Origin of the sequence: Actinomadura sp. 21ATH, assembly GCF_041951345.1 — a bacterium.
In the GTDB taxonomy this organism is placed as follows: domain Bacteria; phylum Actinomycetota; class Actinomycetes; order Streptosporangiales; family Streptosporangiaceae; genus Spirillospora.
The window spans coordinates 51,836-70,313 of the sequence record NZ_JBGNUR010000018.1; the positions used below are offsets into that span (position 1 = coordinate 51,836).

Below are 18,478 nucleotides of genomic sequence, written 5' to 3' on the forward strand. Positions count from 1 at the left end.
CGTCCGTGAAGGGAGTCCTGCCATGTGCCACCCCGCCTGGTCGCGCGCGCTCACCGAGGCGTGGCGGCGCGGCGAGCTCACGCTGCTGCGCCGCGTCCGCGATCGGATCGACCGGGAGTACGCGGAGCCGCTGGACGTCGAGGCGCTGGCCCGCGCCGCGCGCATGCCGGCCGCGCAGCTCGGCCGCCGCTTCCTGCTCGCGTACGGCGAGCCGCCGGACGCCTACCAGCTGACCCGCCGCGTCGAGCGCGCGATGGCGCTGCTGCGCCGCGCGGACCTCAGCGTCGCCGAGGTCCGCGCGGCGGTCGGCCGCCCGCCCGCGGACGCGTTCACCGCCCGCTTCACGGAGCTGGCCGGGGTGCCGCCCGCCGACTACCGCCGCGCCGCGGGCCGGGCGGTGACGGACCGCGCCGCCTCGTGCCGCCCGGAGCGCGCCCGCCGGGGAGGCGGCCGGGCGTCAGGCCGCTCGCAGGTCGCCGGGGCGCAGGCGGTACTCCTGGAGCCGTAGCCGGTGGTACTTGTCCGTCTCGCCGACCCACTCCATGCCGATCCGCCCGACCGTCGCTGCGGCGCGCCGGTTCGCCGGCCGGACGAGCGCGATCACCTCCTCCAGGCCCTGCTCGAACGCCCACCGCGCCACGGCCAGCCCGGCCTCGGTGGCGTAGCCGCGGCCCCACGCCCCGGGCCGCAGCTGCCACCCCATCTCGTACGCCTCGTCGGGTGACAGCGGCAGCAGGGTCGCGCCGCCGACCACGCCGCCGGTCTCCCGGCTCTCGACCGCCCAGCGGCCGCCGGGCACGACCAGCGCGGAGTCCTCGGCGATCCACCCCTCCAGCACCCGGCGCATCGCCGCCAGGTCGGGCACCCGGTCCATCGCCGGGCTGAGCCAGCGCGCGACCTCGGCGGTGCCGTAGACGTCGATCGCGCCGGCGGCGTCCCGCGCCGTCCACGGCCGCAGGAGCAGGCGTTCGGAGTGCAGTTCGTGCGTCATCTCAGGTCCCCCCGATGTCATTCCGGTACGGCGTTCGCGTTCTGGTCGGCGCAGATGATGAGCTCGCAGCGGGTGTGCTCCCAGACGGCGGGGACGGTGTCCCCGCCGAGCGGGTTGCCGTACTCGGAGTGCGAGCGGGCGCCGATGACCACCAGCTCCCCGTGCGCGGCCGCCGCGGACAGCACCTCGCCGGGCCGGCCGCGGGCGATGCGGAGCCGGGTGGTGACGTGCTGGGAGAACGGCACCGTGCGGGCGACCACGGAGCGCAGCCGCAGCCACTCCTTCAGCCTCTCCCGCGGGCCGGAGCACGCCGCGGAACCCGGCACGAGGATGCGCACGACCTCCAGCCGGGCCTGCCGGAGCCGCGCCTCGGCGGCGGCCTTGCGCAGGGCGGCGATCGAGTTCGGGGACCCGTCGACGCCGACGATGACGCATCGTTGGGCGGGCAGCACCTGCATGGGGACCTCCTTCACGGCTTCCATCCCACCCGTGGGCGCGTCCCGGCCGAAGAGCCGAGGGACCCGAACCGGCCGGGACCTTCGCCTCTGAATCGGCCGCGCCGGCCGGACGACGCTGGACGGGCACGCGCCGTGATCCGGGAGCCGTCCCGCCGAGGAGCTGAGGCAGATGTCCGACCCCGTCGTCGTGGGCACCGGCGGATCCGCCGGCGCCGCCCGGGCCGCCCAGTTCGCCGTCGCCCGCTGACAAGGAGCCGCAATGACACCGGTGAGCACGCGGGAGCTCGCGGCCCGCTCGGCGGAGGAGGCCGTGCGGGAGGCGCGGGAGGCCGCGGAACGGGCGCCGTCGCTGCGCGGCACGCGGCCGTGGACGTTCGGCGCGCTGGGACGCGGGATCGGCCTGTACGCGGCCGCCGACCCGCTGCTGGAGGCCGCCGACCCCGACGGGCGGGAGATGCTGATCGGCTGCGGGGCGGCCCTGTTCACGCTGCGGGTCGCGATCAGGGCCCTGGGCTACGAGCCGCGGATCGACCTGCTGCCCGATCCCGACCGGCCGTACCTGCTCGCCGGCGTCCGCGCGGGCGGGCCGGCGGCCGGCGACGAGCGCGCGCGGCGGCTGTACCGGGCGGTACGGCACCGGCGCACGCACGGCGGCGCGTTCCGGCCCGGCGGGATCGATCCGGCGCTGCGCCGGGAGTTGAGGGCGGAGGCCGAGCACGAGGGCGTGCGCCTGGTCCAGGCCGCGGCCCCGGCGGGCGGCTTGCTCGTGCTGATCATCACACCGGGGGACGAGACGCTCGACTGGCTCCGCGCCGGCCAGGCGATGCAGCGGATGCTGCTCCGCGCCGCGGAGGACGGCCTGGCCGCCGCCTTCCACCCCGGGGCGCTGGAGCCGCCCGGGCGGCGGGAGTCGATCCGCGCGCGGTTCTGCGACGAGTGGTACCCGCAGGTGCTCCTCCGGCTGGGGGCGCCGGACGGGGGACGTACCGTACGACCAGGGCGGATGTGACATCCGGCCGCGGCCACATCCGGCCGGTTTCCCGTTCCCGCTCGTGATGGGACCGTTCCAGTCGATCGCCGGTGATGGTGGAATGGGAGGATTCTGAGCGAGGGGGGACCGGCCGATGCCGCATGGGCACCACCCCAGCGACGAGCGCGCCAGGCTGATCCTGCCGCAGCTCCCGCTGGACGACCTGCTGGCCGAGCTGCAGTCCCGGCTGGAGGCGGTGCGGGGGACGCGGGACCGGGCGCACGCGCTCCTGGAGGCCGTGGTCTCCATCGGCGGCGAGCTGGATCTGAACACGGTGCTGCGCCGCATCACCGAGGCGGCCTCCACCCTGGCCGAGGCCCGGTACGCGGCGCTGGGCGTGGTGTCCGAGGAGGGCGAGCGGCTGGCGCACTTCGTCACCGTCGGGATGACGGACGAGGAGATCGGGAGGATCGGCCACTGGCCGCACGGGCACGGCATCCTGGGCCTGCTGATCAGGGAGCCGCGCCCGCTGCGGCTCAAGGACCTCAACGGCCATCCCGACGCGCACGGCTTCCCCGCCGGGCACCCGCCGATGCGCGCCTTCCTCGGGATGCCGGTCCTGGTCCGCGGCGAGGTGTTCGGCAACCTGTACCTGACCGAGAAGGCCGGCGGCGAGCCGTTCGGGGAAGAGGACGAGATCGTGGTCGCCGCGCTGGCCACGGCGGCCGGCGTGGCGATCGAGAACGCCCGCCTGTACGAGGAGACGCGGTGGCGCGAGCGGTGGCTGGAGGCGGCCGCGGAGGTGTCCACCGCGCTGCTGTCGGGCACCGACCCGGACGAGGCGATCGCCCTGGTGGTCCGGCGCGTCCGCGACGTCGTCGGGGCCGGTCTCGCGGCGATCGGCCTGGCCGATGACGAGACCGGCGAGATCGTGATCGTCGCGGCCGACGGCGAGCGCGCCGGCGCGCTGACGGGCCTGCGCGTCCCCATCGACCGGGCCATCGGGGGCGGCGTCTACACCAGCGGCACCCCGCTGCGCCTGGTGGACGGCCAGGAGCCCCTGCGCAGGACCGGCTTCCGGCTGGACCTGGAGGTGGGCCCGCTGCTGTCGGTCCCGCTGGGCCAGGGCGCCTCGGCGCGCGGCGTGCTGACGGTGGTCAACCCGCCCGGCGGGACGCCGTTCAGCGATTCGGCGCAGCGGCTCATGGAGGCGTTCGCGGCGCAGGCCGCGGTCGCGCTGGAGCTGGCCGACCGGCGCCGCGACGCCGAGCGGCTGGCGCTGCTGGAGGACCGCGACCGGATCGCCAAGGACCTGCACGACACGGTGATCCAGCAGCTGTTCGCCACCGCGATGACGCTGATGAGCGCGATCAAGATGACCGAGCGCCCCGACGTCGCGGCCCGCGTCCAGCGGTCGGTGGACGACCTGGACGGCACCATCCGGCAGATCCGTTCCACCATCTTCGCGCTGCAGGCCACCGCGGACGGGGAGGAGAGCCTGCGCGGCCGCCTGCACGCGGTGGTCGACGCCGCCGCCGAGCGCCTCGGCTTCGCCCCGACCGAGCGGCTGGACGGGCCGATGGACACCCTCGTCCCGGAGGAGATCGGGGAGCATCTGCTGGCGGTGGTGCGGGAGGCGCTGTCCAACATCGCCCGGCACGCCCGCGCCACCGAGGCCGCCGTGGTCGTCGAGGTCGGCGACGTCCTGCGGCTGCGGGTCGAGGACGACGGGGTCGGCATCTCCGGGACCGGCCGCCGCAGCGGCCTGCGCAACATGCGCGAGCGGGCGCGGGCCCTGGGCGGTTCGTCCACCGCGGGCCCGCGCCCGGAAGGCGGCACGGTCCTGCGCTGGTCCGTGCCGCTGGACGGCGGCGCGGGCGCGGAGTAGCGCGCCGGCGCCGCCGCCCGTGGAGGGGCCGCTAGTCCTTCACCTCGCCGGCCGCCTCGAGGATGGTCTCGGCGACGGCGTCGGGCCGGGAGACCGCGATCGCGTGCGAGCCGCCCGCGATCTCGCGGGTCCCGCGCGAGCCGGCGCGCTCGGCCATGTACCGCAGCAGCTCGGCCGGGATGTTGAGGTCGCGCTCGCCGAAGACGAACCAGGACGGGACGGTCCGCCAGGCCGGCTCCGCCACCGAGATCGCGTCCGTCAGGGCCCGCTGGGTCACCGGCCGCTGGGTGGCCGCCATCAGGGCGGCCTCGCGGGCGTCGACGTCGGCGCAGAACTGGTGGTGGAACTTCTCCCCGGTGATGCGGAGCTCGGTGCCGCCGCCGGTGAGGGGGTAGGCGGTCAGCGCGTCGCCCAGGGTGCTGCCGGGGAACCTGCCCGACAGGTCGAACGCGGTCTCGCCCGGTTCGGGGGTGAAGGCGCCGACGTAGACCAGGGCGCGCACGGCGGGGTGGCCGGCCGCGGCCTCGGTGATGACCATGCCGCCGTAGGAGTGGCCGACCAGCACGACCGGCCGGCCGATGGCGGAGATCACGTCGCGCACGTAGGCGCCGTCACCGGCCACGCCGCGCAGCGGGTTGCCCGCCGCGACCGCGTCCAGGCCGCGCTCGCGCAGCCGCTCGATGACGCCGTTCCAGCTGGCCGACTCGGCGAAGGCGCCGTGGACCAGTACGGCGATGGGGCGGTCGGTGGTGCTCATGACGCGTCCTTTCCAGTCTGTCCGGTCTGTCCGGTGTTCAGGTGGTGCTTGATGGCGGCGACGGCCTGGGCGATGGCGGCGGAGGCCGCACGGGTCTCGCGGACGGGGTTGAGCATCATGAAGTCGTGCAGGGTGCCGTTGTAGCGGACGCTGGTGGTGGGGACGCCGGCCTCGGTGAGGCGGCGGGCATAGGCCTCGCCCTCGTCGCGCAGCACGTCGTTCTCGTCCACGATCACGTACGCGGGCGGCAGCCCGGCCAGGTCGTCCAGGGTGGCCCGCAGCGGTGAGGCGGTGATCTCGGCGCGCTCGGCGGGGTCGGTGGTGTAGGCGTCCCAGAACCACGCCATGGCCTTGGCGGTCAGGTACGGGCCGTCGGCGAACTCGCGGTAGCTGGCGGTGTCCTGGGCGGCGTCGGTGACCGGGTAGTACAGCGACTGGTGGACGAAGCGGACGTCGCCGCGCCGCTTGGCCATGATGGTCAGCGCGGCGGTCATGTTCCCGCCGACCGAGTCGCCCGCCACCGCCAGCCGCGCCGGGTCCAGCCCCTCCCGCGCGCCGTTCGCGGTGATCCACCGGGCGGTGGCGTACGCCTGCTCGATCGCCACCGGGTAGCGGGCCTCGGGCGAGCGGTCGTACTCCACGAACACGACGGCGGCGCCGGTGCCGGCGGCCAGCTCGCGGACGAGGCGGTCGTGGGTGCCGGCGTTGCCCAGCACCCAGCCGCCGCCGTGGACGTACAGCACGACCGGCAGGCCGTCCCCGGCACCGGCCGGCTTGACGATCCGGACCCGCACGTCACCGACCTCGGCCGGCACGGTGATCCACTTCTCGTCCACCTCGGGCATGGGGACCGGCGCGGCCTGGAGGTCGTCCAGGACCTTGCGGGCCCCCTCGGTTCCCAGCTCGTACAGGAACGGCGGCTTGGAGGTCGCGTCCGCGAGCTCCCGCGCGGCCGGCTCCAGGATGTGGCTGCTCATGTGGGCCTTCCCTTTCGTCTCAATCAACTTGCCTGCTTTTTCAACGTACACCATTGCCTTGCGTACGAGGCAATGGGGGGTGAGGGAATCTTGGTAGGCTTCTCACGTGAACAGTTCGGCGAACACTCAGGGGGACGGAGCCGTCCGCCTCGACGACATGGTGTGCTTCGACCTGCACGCGGCGTCCCGCGCGATGACCGCCGTGTACCGGCCGCTCCTGGAACCGCTGGGCCTGACCTATCCCCAGTACCTGGTCCTGGCGGCGCTATGGGAGAACGGCGACCTGCCGGTGCGCGAGCTCGTCCGGCTGCTGCAGCTGGACTACGGGACCATGACCCCGCTGCTCAAGCGGCTGGAGGGCCGCGGCCTGCTGCGCCGCACCCGCAACCCCAGCGACGAGCGGACGGTCATCGTCGCCCTCACCGGCGACGGCGACGCGCTGCGCCGGCACGCCCCCGGCATCTACCAGCGGATCTGCGACGTCTTCGGCTTCACTCCGGAACGGGCGCGGGAGGCCCAGGACCTGCTGCGGTTCATCGTCGAGCGCGCGAACCAGGTCGCGGACGCCGACGCGGCGGCGGGAGCCGGATCCGCCCGTTCCTGACGCGGTCCCGGCCGCGCGCGCTCCCTCCCGCACCGCTTCAGTGCCGGGCGTAGGAGGGGAGCCTGCGGCGCCGGACGGAGCCGAGGCGGATCGGCGCGGGCCGGCCGCCCACCGCGATCCGGCCCGGCCAGTCGCCGTACCGGACCGTACCGAGGAGCGCGTCCGCGCCGGGCAGCAGCGTCCCCTCGTCCAGTTCGGCCCCGAGGTAGGGCGCGCGCGGGTCGGTGAGCACCTCGCGGTGGTCGTTCCAGGCGGGCATGGCGTGCCGGAAGAACGCGTCCATCCTGAACCGCTCCGGCCCGGCGACCTCGGCCCGCCCGTTCAGCGGCGGCCCCGCCGCGATCCCGCCGAGGATCCCGGCGACGTCGTCGGCGGCGACGGGCTGGAAGTACACCGGCGCCATCCGCACCTTGCAGTCCGCCGCGCCCGCGTCGGCGATGGCGCGGGCGAACTCGAAGAACTGCGTGGCCCGCACGATCGAGTACGGGACGGACGCGGCCTCCACCAGCTTCTCCTGCGCCGCCTTCGCCCGGAAGTGGCCCCGGCCGGGCAGCCGCCCCGTCCCCACCAGCGACAGCGCGACGTGGTGCCCGACGCCCGCCGCCGCCTCCGCGGCCAGCAGGTTGCGGGTGGAGGTCTCGAAGAACTCCGTGACCGCGCCGTCCTCCCGGGCCGGGCGGTCCGCCACGTCGACCACCACGTCCGCCCCTGCCAGGGCCTCCGCGAGCCCCTCGCCGGTCAGCGTGTCGACGCCGGTGCGCCGCGACGCCGCCACCGCCTCGTGGCCCCGCGCCCCCAGTCCGGCCACCAGCTTCGACCCGATCAGGCCGGTGCCGCCGACTACCACGATCCTCATGTCGTACCTTTCCCGCTCGCCGGGGCGCCCGTCGCCGCCCGGTCGCCAGGTACGACAGGGCAGCGCGCCGGCCTGTGACAGGCCCGGCCACATTCGCCCCTTCAGCGGATTCCCCCCGCCGCGGGTGTCACGGATCGGGCCGCCGTCCTGTCGTCAAGGCGTACGGCCGCGCGCGCGGACCGCGCCCCCGCGCGGCCGCGGCAGGGCGGCGGGCGTCACGGGACGCGGACGTCACCGCCGGTCACGAGGTCGCCCCGGGCGTCGTACACGGTCGCGTGCGCGGCCTCCAGTCCCTGCCGGGAGGCGATGAAGTGGTGGCGGCAGAACAGCAGCTCCGCCGGCCGCCCGTCCGCCGCGCGGAGGACGGCCGCGACCACCGGCCGGGCGGTGCAGCAGCAGGAATGCTCGGCCTTCGCGATGGCGGCCGACCACAGGATCCCGGCCGCGAACGGATGGACGTCCGTGCCGGCCCGGTCGCCGGGCTGCGGGGCGGAGGTGCGGAACAGTCTCGTCTTCATGGGCCCAGCGTCGCCGGGCCGCCCGCCGGCCGGTCAGAGACGAAGGGCCCGCGAGGAGGCCCCAATGGCCCCATATGTCCCTCCCCTCCGCGCCGGATCGCCCGTGCGACGGCGACGGCGACGGGGACGATGGGCGGGGGACATGCGTTCCATTGCGGCGGCCTGCCGGGACTTTGGTCCCGGGGGCCTCGGGACCTGCGGTCTTCCGGGCGGCCCGGCCGCGCGGGTAGCGTCCAACGCGTCAGTCCGCGCGATTCCGCCCCAGCGGCGGCGAGGGAGAACGGTGCCATGGGCGGCGGGTCCGGGGAGAGCATCCGGGTGTTCCTGATGGACGACCACGAGGTCGTCCGCCGCGGCGTGGCCGCCCTGCTGTCGGCCGAGGAGGGCATCGAGATCGTCGGGGAGGCCGGCACCGCCGGCCACGCCCTGGCCCGAATCCCGGCCGCCCGGCCGCACGTCGCCGTCCTGGACGTGCGGCTGCCCGACGGGGACGGCGTCACCGTGTGCCGCGAGATCCGCTCGGCCATGCCCGAGGTCGCCTGCCTGATGCTGACCTCGTTCGACGACGAGGACGCGCTGTTCGACGCCGTGATGGCCGGGGCCGCCGGGTACGTGCTGAAGCAGATCCACGGTACGGACCTGGTCGGCGCGGTCCGCGCCGTCGCCTCCGGCCAGTCGCTGCTCGACCCCCGCTCCACCGCCCGGATGCTGCGGCGCATCCGCGAGCGGCAGGAGCGCAAGGACCCGCTGCAGACCCTCACCGACCAGGAGCGCCAGATCCTGGAGCTCATCGGGGAGGGGCTCACCAACCGGCAGATCGGCGCCCGGATCTTCCTGGCCGAGAAGACCGTGAAGAACTACGTCTCCAGCCTGTTCGCCAAGCTGGGCATGCAGCGCCGCACCCAGGCCGCCGCCTACGCGGCCCAGCTCAAGGCCGGGACGCCCGCGGGCCGCGAACGCGCGTGACCGGCCGTCGGGGGCGCGCCCCCGGCGGGACCTTCGACTCTGGCAGGCGGAGCGGCGCGGCCGCGACCCTGGGTACGTGACGACGATGACCGCCTCCGGCCCGCCGTACCGGCTCACCGCCGCCCAGGTCGCGCTCGACCTGGACACCGACCCCGACCGCGGGCTCGGCTCCGGGGAGGCCGCCGCGCGGCTGGCCGCGCACGGGCCCAACACCCTCCCGGCGGCGCGGCGGCGCGGCCCGGTGCTGCGCTTCCTGCTGCAGTTCCACAACCCGCTGATCTACGTGCTGCTGGTGTCGGCGGTCATCACCGCCGCCCTGGGCGAGCACGTCGACGCCGTGGTGATCCTCGGCGTCGTGATCGTGAACGCGATCGTCGGGTTCGCCCAGGAGGCCCGCGCCGAGCGGGCGCTCGCGGCGCTCGCCGCGCTGACCCGCACCACCGCCACGGCCGTGCGGGACGGCCGGCCCGCGCGCGTGCCGTCGGCCGGCCTCGTCCCCGGGGACGTGGTGGTGCTGGAGGCCGGCGACAAGGTCCCGGCCGATCTGCGGCTGGTCCGGTCCGCCGAGCTGAAGGTGGACGAGTCGGCGCTGACCGGCGAATCCGCCCCGGTCGCCAAGGACCCGGCGCCCCTCGGCGAGGCCGTGCTGGGCGACCGCCGCAACATGGCCTATTCCGGGACGTTCGCCACCTACGGCACCGGTGCCGGCATCGTCACCGCCACCGGCGCCGGCACCGAGATCGGGCTGGTGCACCGGCTCGTGGACCAGGCGACGTCCGTCCAGACGCCGCTGACCCGCAAGATCGCCCGGTTCGGCCGCGTGGTGACGGTGGCGATCCTCGGGCTGGCGGCCGTCACCTTCGCCGTCGGGGTGCTGCGCGGGCAGCCCGCCGCGGAGATGCTGACCGCCGCGGTGGCGCTGGCGGTCGGCGCCATCCCCGAGGGCCTGCCGGCGGTCGTGACGATCACCCTGGCGTTCGGGGTGGCCCGGATGGTGGGCCGCAACGCCATCGTCCGCCGCCTCCCGGCGGTCGAGACGCTGGGCAGCACCACCGTCATCTGCACCGACAAGACCGGCACGCTGACCCGGAACGAGATGACCGTCACCGGCATCGCCGCCGGCGGGGACCTGTACGAGGTGACCGGCCTCGGGTACGCGCCGGAGGGCGAGGTCACGCTGGCCGGCGCGGCGGCCGACCTCGCCCCGCGGCCGGCCGTCCGCGAGTGCCTGCTGGCCGGGCTGGCCTGCAACGACGCCCGGATCACCGAGGGGACGCTGGTCGGCGACCCGACCGAGGGCGCGCTGGTCGTCAGCGCGGCCAAGGCGGGCATCACCGAGGCCCCCGAACGGCTCGACGCGATCCCGTTCAGCTCGGAGCGCCGGTATATGGCGACGCTCCACGCGGGCGGCGACGTCTACGTCAAGGGATCGGTGGAGCGGATCCTGGCCATGTGCGGCGCGCAGCTCGGCGCGGACGGCGCGCCCGAACCCCTCGACGCCGCCGGCGTCACCGCGGTCGCCCACGCCTACGGTGACCGGGCGCTGCGCGTGCTCGCCTTCGCCCGCGCCGCCGTCGACCCCCTGGCCGACCGGCTCGACGGGCTGCCCCGCCTGGTCTTCCTCGGGCTCCAGGCCATGCACGACCCGCCCCGGGAGGAGGCGGTGCGCGCGGTCGCCGCCTGCCGGACCGCCGGCGTCCAGGTCAAGATGATCACCGGGGACCATGCCGCCACCGCCCGCGCCATCGGCGAGCGCATCGGCCTGCGCGGCCGCGCCATGACGGGCACGGAACTGGCCGCCTGCCCGGACGCGGAGCTGCCCGCCGCGGTCGAGGAGACCGCCGTGTTCGCCCGGGTGTCGCCCGAGCAGAAGCTCCGCCTCGTCCAGGCGCTGCAGGGCAGGTCGCACGTCATCGCGATGACCGGGGACGGCGTCAACGACGCGCCCGCGCTCAAGCAGGCCGACATCGGGGTGGCGATGGGGCGCGGCGGCACCGAGGTCGCCAAGGAGTCGGCCGACATGATCCTCACCGACGACGACTTCGCGTCCATCGAGGCCGCCATCGAGGAGGGGCGCGGCGTCTTCGACAACCTGGTGAAGTTCATCGTCTGGTCGCTGCCCGCCAACATCGGCCTCGGGCTGGTGCTGATGGCGGCGATCCTCGGCGGCGGCGAGCTGCCGATCCTGCCCGTCCAGGTGCTGTGGCTGAACATGACCGCCGTGCTGGTGCTCGGGCTGCCGTTCGCCGTCGAGCCCCGCGACGAGGACATCATGCGGCGCCCGCCCCGCGACCCGTCCCTGCCGCTCGTCACCCGCGCCCTGACCGCGCGCATCCTGCTCGTCTCGGTGATCCTGCTCGCCGGCGCGTTCGGCCTCTTCCACTGGGAGCAGGCCGGCGGCGCCTCCCTCGCCCAGGCCCGCACCGTCGTGGTGAACGTCTTCGCCGCGACGCTGCTGGCCTACCTGTTCAACTGCCTGTCGCTGGACCGGCCGCTGCTGTGGCGCGGCGTCCGCCGCAACCCCTGGGTCGGCGCGGGCGCGCTCGCCCTCATCGCGATCCAGGCGCTCTACACGTACGCGCCCGTCATGAACGACGTGTTCCGCTCCGCGCCCCTGCCCGCGCCGGCCTGGGCCCGCATCGCGGCCGTGGCCGCCGTCGCGTACGCGCTCGTCGAACTCGCCAAGTGGGGGTCGCGCCGAACGCCCGGCCGCCGCACCCGCTGACGGGAACGCGGGACCAAGGTCCCCGCGCCGCCGCTCCCTTCGCCCCTGATCCCGGCGCCGCGATCCGGGTTGAGTGAGGGACGTGAGGAAACGGCCGGTCATCGCCCGGCCCCGTCCCCCAGAGACACGGAGGGTGATCCGCATGTCCCGTACCGACGCGGCCGGGAGCAGGCCGAGGTCGAACGCATGGCAGAGCGCGCTGACGGTGCTGCAGGAGGCGCGGCCGCCGTTCGTCCCGGAAGGCGCCCACGCGATGACGGTGATCATCGAGTACCCGCCGGGCGACCCCGGGACGCCGCCGCACCGGCACCCCGGCCCGGCGTTCGGGCTGGTGCTGGAGGGGGAGATGCTGCTGGAGCTGGAAGGCGCCCCGGAACGGGTGGTGCGGGCCGGCGAGGCGTTCTGGGAGCCCGGCGGCGACGTCATCCACTACCAGGACGGCAACAACCGCGACGACGTCCCGGTGCGCTTCACCGTCACGATGCTGTGCGCCCCCGGCGAGCCGATGCTGACGCTGGTGGACGAGGACGAGCTCGCCCGGCGCCGGGACCGCCGGACCCCGCGGAACTCCTGACCGGCCGGCCGCGAAGAGACCCGATGGGATCGCTGGGACCGATGGGAACGCTGGGACCGAAGGGAGCCGTGCGGTGACCGCGCCGGCGATGGCCGCCGAGTTCGATGACGTCGCCGGGTGGACCGCCGAGGCCGTCGAGCGGCTCGGGCCGCTCGGGCGGCGGCACGCGATCCCGGCCGCCTGCCGCGGCAGCGCCAGCCCGGCCGCGCTGGCCTGGCTGGCCGAGGCGTGCGAGCTGACGGCCGGGACCCGGCTGCTGGACGTAGGTGCCGGCGCGGGCGGGCCGGCGGCGTGGGCCGCCGAGCGCTTCGGGGTCCGGCCGGTCCTGCTGGAGCCGATGCCCGCCGCCTGCCGCGCCGCGTCCCGGCTGTTCGGCCTGCCGGTCGTCACCGCGGACGGCCGGCGCATCCCGCTGCGATCGGCGTCGATGGACGCCGCCTGGTGCCTGGGAGTGCTGTGCACGCTCCGGGACAAGGCCGCGCTGCTCGGCGAGATCCACCGGGTGCTCAAGCCCGGCTCCTCCCTGGGCCTGCTCGTCGTCGTCGCCCGGGGGCCGCGGATCTCCCCGGCTCCGGCCGGCAACCACTTCCCCACCGGGGCGGAGCTCACCGCGCTGCTCCGGGCCGCCGGCTTCGATCCGGTCGAGGAGATCGGCCATCCCGGCGGCGCCCCCCGGTCATGGTCCCGGCGCGCCGACCAGGTCGCCGCGATCATCGCCCGGCGCCACCGCACCCACCCCGCCTACGCCCTGGCGGCCGACCAGGACGAGCGCTTCGCCCGCCTGTTCGCCACCGGCCAGGTCGCGATGCGGCTCGTCCACGCCGTCAGCCGCCCGGCGAACGGCCACGTCACGCATGGAGGAACGATGACCACCCCGACCGGCGACCACGAGTTCCTGCGCGAGTTCGAGACCGAGGTCCAGGCGGAGCTGGACATGGCCGAGGCGAGCCTGCCGCAGGAGGCCGCCGCGCTGCCGCCGTCCGAATGGCTGTACGACCCGGCCGACGTCGAGCGCGACGAGATCGGCCTGCGCGACCTCCTCGGCGCCGCCGAGGCGCTCGACCAGCAGCCCCGCCCCGGCGAGGACACCTGACGCGAGCCGCCGGCCCCCGGGTCCCCGGAGCACCGAACATCCCGAACCTTCAAGGAGTACGAGCATGGACGCTTCCGAGCGGCGGATCGCGGCGCCGGTCCTGGTGATCGGCACCGGCGGCGCCGGGCTGCGGGCCGCGATCGAGCTGGCCGAGCGCGGTGTCGGCGTGCTGGCGGTGGGCAAGCGTTCCAAGGCCGACGCCCACACCACGCTCGCCGCCGGCGGCATCAACGCCGCGCTGGCCACGATGGACCCGCGGGACACCTGGCGGCAGCACGCGGCCGACACCCTCCAGGAGAGCTACCTGCTGGCCGACCCGCGCACCGTGCGGATCGTGACCGAGGGCGCCGCCCGCGGCATCGCCGACCTGGAACGGTACGGGATGCCGTTCGCCCGCGAGGCCGACGGGCGGATCTCGCAGCGCTTCTTCGGCGCCCACACCTGGCGGCGCACCGCGTTCAGCGGCGACTACACCGGGCTGGAGATCCAGCGCACCCTGGTCCGGCGGGCCGAGCGGCTGGACGTCCCCATCCTGGACACCGTCCACATCACCCGGCTGCTGGTGCGCGACAACGCGGTCTTCGGCGCGTACGGCTTCGACCTGGGTGACGGCACCCGCTACGTCATCCACGCCGACGCGGTCATCCTGGCCACCGGCGGCCACACCCGCATCTGGCGGCACACCTCGTCCCGGCGCGACGAGAACACCGGCGACTCGTTCCGGCTGGCCGCGCTCGCCGGCGCCCGGATCCGCGACCCCGAGCTCGTCCAGTTCCACCCCTCCGGGCTGGTGGAACCCGAGGACGCCGCCGGCACGCTGGTCTCCGAGGCGGCCCGCGGCGAGGGCGGCACGCTGCTGAACGCCCTCGGCGAGCGGTTCATGGAGCGCTACGACCCCGAGCGGATGGAGCTGTCCACCCGCGACCGGGTCGCGCTGGCCGCGTACACCGAGATCAAGCAGGGCCGCGGCACCCCGCACGGCGGCGTCTGGCTGGACGTGTCGCACCTGCCCCGCGAGACGATCATGACGCGGCTGCCGCGCGTCCACCAGACGCTGCTGGAACTGCAGATGCTCGACATCACCACCGACCCGATCGAGGTGGCGCCCACCGCGCACTACTCCATGGGCGGCGTGTGGGTGCGGCCCGAGGACCACGGGACCGACGTGGACGGCCTGTACGCGATCGGCGAGGCCGCCAGCGGCCTGCACGGCGCCAACCGGCTGGGCGGCAACTCGCTCATCGAGCTGCTGGTGTTCGGCCGCATCGTGGGCGCGGCGGCGGCCGCCCACTCGGCCGGGCTGCGGGCCCAGCGGCGCTGCCCGGACGCGCTCGCCGAGGCGCGTGCGGAGGTGGACGGGCTGCTGGCCTGCGACGGCCCCGAGAACGTGCGGCTGCTGCAGCGCGCCGTCCGCGACACCATGACCGAGCACTGCGGCGTCGTCCGCGACGAGGCGGGCCTGCGCGCCGGGCTTGCCGAGCTGGACGCCGTCGAGGCGCGCATCGGCGGCCTCGGCGTCCACCCCGACAACGCCGGCTACCAGGACCTCGCGCACGCCTTCGACCTGAAGTCCACCGTGCTGGCCGCCCGCGCGACCCTGGAGGCGGCCCTGGAGCGCCGCGAGACCCGCGGCTGCCACAACCGCTCCGACCATCCCGGCCTCGACCCGGCGCTCCAGGTCAACCTGGTCTGGTCGGGCCCGGGCAAGGTCGAGCGCGAGCCGATCCCGCCGATCCCCGAGGGGATCGCCTCCCTCATGCGCCATGTCTCCTCCGAAGGAAAGCTCGTGGAGTAGGCGCCCCGTCCCGCACGACCGACCCCACGCACCCGGGCCGCCGACGCGGCCGGAACGAGGCACTCATGAACGATGCAGAGCAGACGACGACCGCCGCGGCCGCGGCCGGGCCCGCCTCGACGGGGGCCGTGACGACGCTGGAGAGCCTGCGCGAGCACCTCCAGTGGGCGATCGAGCTCGAGCACGCGACCCTCCCGCCGTACCTGGTCGCGCTGTACTCCCTCGACGCCGAGCGCAACAAGGAGGCCGTCGAGGTGGTCGGCAGCGTCTTCGCCGAGGAGATGCTGCACCTGGCCCTGGCGGCGAACCTGCTCAACGCCGTCGGCGGCCGGCCCCGCCTCGACACGCCCCGGATGCTGCCGCCCCACCCGCGGCCGCTCCCGCACAGCGACGGCGGCGTGGAGCTGTCGCTGGTCCCGTTCGGGCCCGAAGCGCTGGAGACGTTCCTGGACATCGAGCGGCCCGCGCCGCCGGGCGCCCCCGCCCAGGCCGACGGCTACGCCACGATCGGGCAGTTCTACGAGGCGATCGAGGAAGGGCTGCACCGGCTGTGCGCGCGGCTGGGGGAGAGCGCGGTGTTCAGCGGCGACCCGGCCCGGCAGATCACCGGCGCGCACTTCCGCCACACCGCCGGGCGGCTGATCGCCGTCGGGGACCTGGAGTCGGCGCTGGCCGCGCTGGACGAGATCGTCGAGCAGGGCGAGGGCACCGCCCGCGGCGAGGTCTGGGACGGGGACCGGGACGTCTTCCACCCCGAGCGGGACGAGGTCGGCCACTACTACCGGTTCCAGGAGCTGCTCGCCGGCCGCCGCTACCGGCGCGGCGACACCCCGGAGTCCGGGCCCACCGGCGAGGAACTCGCGGTGGACATGGCCGGCGTCCGCCCGATGCGGCGGAACCCGCGGCTCGCCGACCACCCCCCGGGGCACCCCGTGCGCACCGCGCAGGAGGAGTTCAACCACACCTACTGCGCCGTGCTGCACCTGCTGGAGCAGGCGTTCAACGGCAGCCCGAGGATGCTCGCGGTCGCCACCGGCAGCATGTACGCCCTCAAGGCGCAGGCCGAGGCGCTGCTGCGGACGCCCGACGGCGCCGGCACCACCGCCGGCCCGACCTTCGAGTACGTGCCGCCCCGGGACCGCCGCTGGAGCCTGGGCGAGCAGCGCCGCGTCGTCGTCCTGCCGGACGGCCCGTACGTCGTGTACGGCCGGGTCCCGCTGCGCCGCAAGCGCAAGATCGTCTCCGCCGAGGGCGACTCGCTGACCTGGAAGACCGGCGAGGACCTGCCGACCGAGGACACCTACGCCCTCTGCCGCTGCGGCCGCTCCGGCAGCAAGCCGTTCTGCGACGGCAGCCACGCCCGGGCCGGGTTCGACGGCACCGAGGCCGCGATCACCACGCCGTACAAGGAGCTGCAGCACGTCCACGACGGGACGGGCATCTCGGCCCAGCGCGTCGGGGAGCTCTGCATCCACGCGGCCTTCTGCATCGGCCGTACCCGGCCCATCGCGAAGATGCTCGACGACAGCGACGACAGCGACGTGCGCGCGGCGATCATGGGCCGGATCGACCACTGCCCCTCGGGCTCCTACAGCTACGCCCTCCAGCGCGGCGGGGAGACCGTCGAGGCGGACCTGCCGCAGGCCGTGTCCGTCCTCGAGGAGGAGGACGGCCAGGCCAGCGCGCTGTGGGTCACCGGCGGGGTGCCCGTGCACCGCTCCGACGGCGAGCCGCTGGAGACCCGCAACCGGATGACCCTGTGCCGCTGCGGCCACTCCGCCGCCAAGCCGCTGTGCGACGGCACCCACCGCAAGATCGGTTTCCGCGAGGTCCCGCCCCCCGGCGACCCCCGCCCGTAGCCGCCGGCCCGCCCGCCGCGTCGACTCGTGGCGTGTCTCCTCCCGGCACGCCCGCGGAAGGGGAGACACGCCACGAGTCGACCTCGGGGACTGGCGGCGGGCGCGTCAGGGGGCGAGGGTGATCGTGGCGGGGATGCCGTGCCGGGTCATCTCCGCGTACGGGCACAGGGCGGCCGCCTTCGCGAGCAGCGGCGCGGCCGTCTCGGGTCCGACGCCCGGCCAGCGTACGGCGAGGCCGGCGCGCAGCCGGTACCCGCCGCCGGCGGGATCGCGGCCGACGGCCACGGTCGCCTCCACCGTGATCGGCGCGGGGTCGAGCCGGTGCCGCCGGGCCACCAGGCTCAGCACGCCGTGGAAGGAGGCGGCGAACCCGGCGGCGAACAGCTGCTCGGGGTCGGGGCCGGCGGCGTCGCCGCCCAGCTCCTCGGGCGCCCGCAGGTCCAGGTCGAGGGCGCCGTCGGCGGAACGGGCCCGCCCGGTCGCGCGGCCGTGGGCGGAACCGCCTCCGCTCACCGTCACCCGGGCGGTGTAGATGGGCGTGAACGCGTCGCCGCCGTCGCCGTCGCCGGCGGGCGGCCCGAAGGGGGGCGTGCCGTTCATGGCCGGTGCCACCGGCGCAGCTTGTCGGGGTTCAGCACGATCCAGACGGCGGTGACCTCGTCCCCGGCCGTGCTGAGGCTGACCACCGCGACCGCACGGCCGGCCCGGCGCAGCACCAGGCCCGTGCGGCCGTTCACGGACTCGGCGGTCAGATCCGTGCGCGGCCGGCCGGCCGGCAGGTCCGCGACGAAGCGGGCGACCGCGTCCGCGCCGTGCGTCGGCCGCGCGTCGGCGCGCACCTTGCCGCCGCCGTCGCTGACCACGATCGCGTCGGCCGCCAGGACGGCCTTCAGCGCGGCGGTGTCGCCCGCCTCGCACGCCGCCGCGAAGCGGCGCGCGACCCGGTCGTGCCGGTCGAGCACGGCCCGGTCGGTGCCGCCCCGGTGGGAGTGGCGCCGCGCCCACACGGTGACGGGGTCGGGCCCCCGGCGGGGGCGCGGCCGGCGCGGCGGCCCCCCGGGAACGGCCGGGCCGCCCGGATCCGGCGGGCCGCCGCCGGGCCGGGTCGCGGCGGTGGCGGCGAGCAGCTCCAGGCAGATGCCCCCGGCCACCCGGGTGAGCCAGGCCCGGGGCTGGGCGATGACGGCGCGCTCGCCGTCGCCGAGGGCGTACCAGCGGCGGTAGGTCTCCTGGACGATCCGCTCGGCCGCGGCGGGCGAGCCGAACATCCACAGGGCGGTCTCCAGCAGGTGCCGCCGCTCGTCGAGCATGTCCGCCGGCGAGCCGGCGCCCGGCCCGGGGCGCGTCATGGCCGGCCTCCCGCCGGGGGGAGGCCGGCCTTCTTCGTCGTCCGCACGTCGTCCTCACTTCCTCCGAGACGCCAGCTATGACCGGGCGGCGGGCCCGG

The 18,478-nt window shown here is 75.7% G+C and carries 18 protein-coding genes; 10 read left to right on the forward strand and 8 right to left on the reverse strand.

The annotated features are described in order from the left end of the window. The first annotated feature begins 22 nt into the window (after positions 1–22). Positions 23–508, forward strand: coding sequence for a helix-turn-helix domain-containing protein (locus tag ACA361_RS34725; protein WP_375019189.1), 486 nt, complete (start codon positions 23–25; stop codon positions 506–508). On the opposite strand, the gene ACA361_RS34730 is transcribed toward ACA361_RS34725, so the two are convergent. Continuing rightward, positions 458–991: a GNAT family N-acetyltransferase gene (locus ACA361_RS34730; protein ID WP_375019191.1), complete on the reverse strand. Its 534-nt coding sequence runs from the start codon at positions 989–991 to the stop codon at positions 458–460. The genes ACA361_RS34725 and ACA361_RS34730 overlap by 51 nt on opposite strands. 17 nt (positions 992–1,008) lie before the next feature. Beyond that, positions 1,009–1,449 carry a universal stress protein gene (locus ACA361_RS34735; protein WP_375019193.1) on the reverse strand — a complete coding sequence of 147 codons (441 nt, stop codon included), beginning with the start codon at positions 1,447–1,449 and terminating at the stop codon, positions 1,009–1,011. Positions 1,450–1,708: 259 nt separating this feature from the next. On the opposite strand from ACA361_RS34735, the gene ACA361_RS34740 reads away from it, so the two are divergent. Next, the gene (locus tag ACA361_RS34740; protein WP_375019195.1) at positions 1,709–2,458 is read left to right on the forward strand and encodes a hypothetical protein; all 750 of its coding nucleotides are present in this window, start codon (positions 1,709–1,711) and stop codon (positions 2,456–2,458) included. Positions 2,459–2,573: 115 nt separating this feature from the next. Beyond that, positions 2,574–4,307 (forward strand): GAF domain-containing protein, encoded by a 1,734-nt coding sequence (locus ACA361_RS34745; RefSeq protein WP_375019197.1) that lies wholly within the window; start codon positions 2,574–2,576, stop codon positions 4,305–4,307. 31 nt (positions 4,308–4,338) lie between these two features. Here ACA361_RS34745 and ACA361_RS34750 read toward each other — a convergent pair whose 3' ends face one another. Both ACA361_RS34750 and ACA361_RS34755 read right to left on the reverse strand, forming a co-directional pair. Then, complete coding sequence (locus tag ACA361_RS34750) at positions 4,339–5,064, reverse strand: alpha/beta fold hydrolase (protein WP_375019199.1); 726 nt, start codon at positions 5,062–5,064, stop codon at positions 4,339–4,341. Then, a complete protein-coding gene (locus tag ACA361_RS34755; protein ID WP_375019201.1) occupies positions 5,061–6,041 on the reverse strand; it encodes an alpha/beta hydrolase in 981 nt (326 codons plus the stop codon). The genes ACA361_RS34750 and ACA361_RS34755 overlap by 4 nt, the downstream gene beginning before the upstream one ends. Positions 6,042–6,147: 106 nt before the next feature. Between ACA361_RS34755 and ACA361_RS34760 the strand changes: the two genes are divergently transcribed. Next, entirely contained in the window at positions 6,148–6,645 is a 498-nt protein-coding gene (locus ACA361_RS34760) for a MarR family winged helix-turn-helix transcriptional regulator (RefSeq protein WP_375019203.1), read from the forward strand. A 37-nt stretch (positions 6,646–6,682) separates the two neighbouring features. Here ACA361_RS34760 and ACA361_RS34765 read toward each other — a convergent pair whose 3' ends face one another. Beyond that, positions 6,683–7,501 carry an SDR family oxidoreductase gene (locus tag ACA361_RS34765; RefSeq protein WP_375019205.1) on the reverse strand — a complete coding sequence of 273 codons (819 nt, stop codon included), beginning with the start codon at positions 7,499–7,501 and terminating at the stop codon, positions 6,683–6,685. A 215-nt stretch (positions 7,502–7,716) separates the two neighbouring features. Beyond that, positions 7,717–8,019 carry a hypothetical protein gene (locus ACA361_RS34770; RefSeq protein ID WP_375019207.1) on the reverse strand — a complete coding sequence of 101 codons (303 nt, stop codon included), beginning with the start codon at positions 8,017–8,019 and terminating at the stop codon, positions 7,717–7,719. A gap of 288 nt (positions 8,020–8,307) precedes the next feature. Between ACA361_RS34770 and ACA361_RS34775 the strand changes: the two genes are divergently transcribed. The 6 genes from ACA361_RS34775 (at position 8,308) to ACA361_RS34800 (ending at position 17,031) form a co-directional block, all read left to right on the forward strand. Further along, the gene (locus ACA361_RS34775; RefSeq protein WP_375019209.1) at positions 8,308–8,985 is read left to right on the forward strand and encodes a response regulator; all 678 of its coding nucleotides are present in this window, start codon (positions 8,308–8,310) and stop codon (positions 8,983–8,985) included. A gap of 85 nt (positions 8,986–9,070) precedes the next feature. Continuing rightward, the gene (locus tag ACA361_RS34780) at positions 9,071–11,710 is read left to right on the forward strand and encodes a cation-translocating P-type ATPase (RefSeq protein ID WP_375019387.1); all 2,640 of its coding nucleotides are present in this window, start codon (positions 9,071–9,073) and stop codon (positions 11,708–11,710) included. Positions 11,711–11,852: 142 nt separating this feature from the next. Next, positions 11,853–12,284, forward strand: coding sequence for a cupin domain-containing protein (locus tag ACA361_RS34785; RefSeq protein WP_375019211.1), 432 nt, complete (start codon positions 11,853–11,855; stop codon positions 12,282–12,284). A 73-nt stretch (positions 12,285–12,357) separates the two neighbouring features. After that, on the forward strand, positions 12,358–13,377 hold the full coding sequence (locus ACA361_RS34790) for a class I SAM-dependent methyltransferase (protein ID WP_375019213.1): 1,020 nt from the start codon (positions 12,358–12,360) through the stop codon (positions 13,375–13,377). A gap of 64 nt (positions 13,378–13,441) precedes the next feature. Next, the gene (locus ACA361_RS34795) at positions 13,442–15,172 is read left to right on the forward strand and encodes an L-aspartate oxidase (protein WP_375019215.1); all 1,731 of its coding nucleotides are present in this window, start codon (positions 13,442–13,444) and stop codon (positions 15,170–15,172) included. 65 nt (positions 15,173–15,237) lie between these two features. After that, positions 15,238–17,031 carry a ferritin-like domain-containing protein gene (locus ACA361_RS34800; RefSeq protein WP_375019217.1) on the forward strand — a complete coding sequence of 598 codons (1,794 nt, stop codon included), beginning with the start codon at positions 15,238–15,240 and terminating at the stop codon, positions 17,029–17,031. Between the two features lie 105 nt (positions 17,032–17,136). On the opposite strand, the gene ACA361_RS34805 is transcribed toward ACA361_RS34800, so the two are convergent. Further along, positions 17,137–17,631, reverse strand: coding sequence for an Ohr family peroxiredoxin (locus tag ACA361_RS34805; RefSeq protein ID WP_375019219.1), 495 nt, complete (start codon positions 17,629–17,631; stop codon positions 17,137–17,139). Next, the gene (locus ACA361_RS34810; RefSeq protein WP_375019221.1) at positions 17,628–18,380 is read right to left on the reverse strand and encodes a hypothetical protein; all 753 of its coding nucleotides are present in this window, start codon (positions 18,378–18,380) and stop codon (positions 17,628–17,630) included. The genes ACA361_RS34805 and ACA361_RS34810 overlap by 4 nt, the downstream gene beginning before the upstream one ends. Positions 18,381–18,478: the final 98 nt, after the last annotated feature.

What these genes read in the sequence shown, in the direction of transcription:
- ACA361_RS34750 (WP_375019199.1), bottom strand. Translation starts at nt 5,064, where the DNA reads ATGAGCACCACCGACCGCCCCATCGCCGTACTGGTCCACGGCGCCTTC.
- ACA361_RS34725 (WP_375019189.1), top strand. Translation starts at nt 23, where the DNA reads ATGTGCCACCCCGCCTGGTCGCGCGCGCTCACCGAGGCGTGGCGGCGC.
- ACA361_RS34785 (WP_375019211.1), top strand. Translation starts at nt 11,853, where the DNA reads ATGTCCCGTACCGACGCGGCCGGGAGCAGGCCGAGGTCGAACGCATGG.
- ACA361_RS34775 (WP_375019209.1), top strand. Translation starts at nt 8,308, where the DNA reads ATGGGCGGCGGGTCCGGGGAGAGCATCCGGGTGTTCCTGATGGACGAC.
- ACA361_RS34730 (WP_375019191.1), bottom strand. Translation starts at nt 991, where the DNA reads ATGACGCACGAACTGCACTCCGAACGCCTGCTCCTGCGGCCGTGGACG.
- ACA361_RS34740 (WP_375019195.1), top strand. Translation starts at nt 1,709, where the DNA reads ATGACACCGGTGAGCACGCGGGAGCTCGCGGCCCGCTCGGCGGAGGAG.
- ACA361_RS34800 (WP_375019217.1), top strand. Translation starts at nt 15,238, where the DNA reads ATGAACGATGCAGAGCAGACGACGACCGCCGCGGCCGCGGCCGGGCCC.
- ACA361_RS34735 (WP_375019193.1), bottom strand. Translation starts at nt 1,449, where the DNA reads ATGCAGGTGCTGCCCGCCCAACGATGCGTCATCGTCGGCGTCGACGGG.
- ACA361_RS34780 (WP_375019387.1), top strand. Translation starts at nt 9,071, where the DNA reads ATGACCGCCTCCGGCCCGCCGTACCGGCTCACCGCCGCCCAGGTCGCG.
- ACA361_RS34795 (WP_375019215.1), top strand. Translation starts at nt 13,442, where the DNA reads ATGGACGCTTCCGAGCGGCGGATCGCGGCGCCGGTCCTGGTGATCGGC.
- ACA361_RS34810 (WP_375019221.1), bottom strand. Translation starts at nt 18,380, where the DNA reads ATGACGCGCCCCGGGCCGGGCGCCGGCTCGCCGGCGGACATGCTCGAC.
- ACA361_RS34770 (WP_375019207.1), bottom strand. Translation starts at nt 8,019, where the DNA reads ATGAAGACGAGACTGTTCCGCACCTCCGCCCCGCAGCCCGGCGACCGG.
- ACA361_RS34755 (WP_375019201.1), bottom strand. Translation starts at nt 6,041, where the DNA reads ATGAGCAGCCACATCCTGGAGCCGGCCGCGCGGGAGCTCGCGGACGCG.
- ACA361_RS34805 (WP_375019219.1), bottom strand. Translation starts at nt 17,631, where the DNA reads ATGAACGGCACGCCCCCCTTCGGGCCGCCCGCCGGCGACGGCGACGGC.
- ACA361_RS34765 (WP_375019205.1), bottom strand. Translation starts at nt 7,501, where the DNA reads ATGAGGATCGTGGTAGTCGGCGGCACCGGCCTGATCGGGTCGAAGCTG.
- ACA361_RS34745 (WP_375019197.1), top strand. Translation starts at nt 2,574, where the DNA reads ATGCCGCATGGGCACCACCCCAGCGACGAGCGCGCCAGGCTGATCCTG.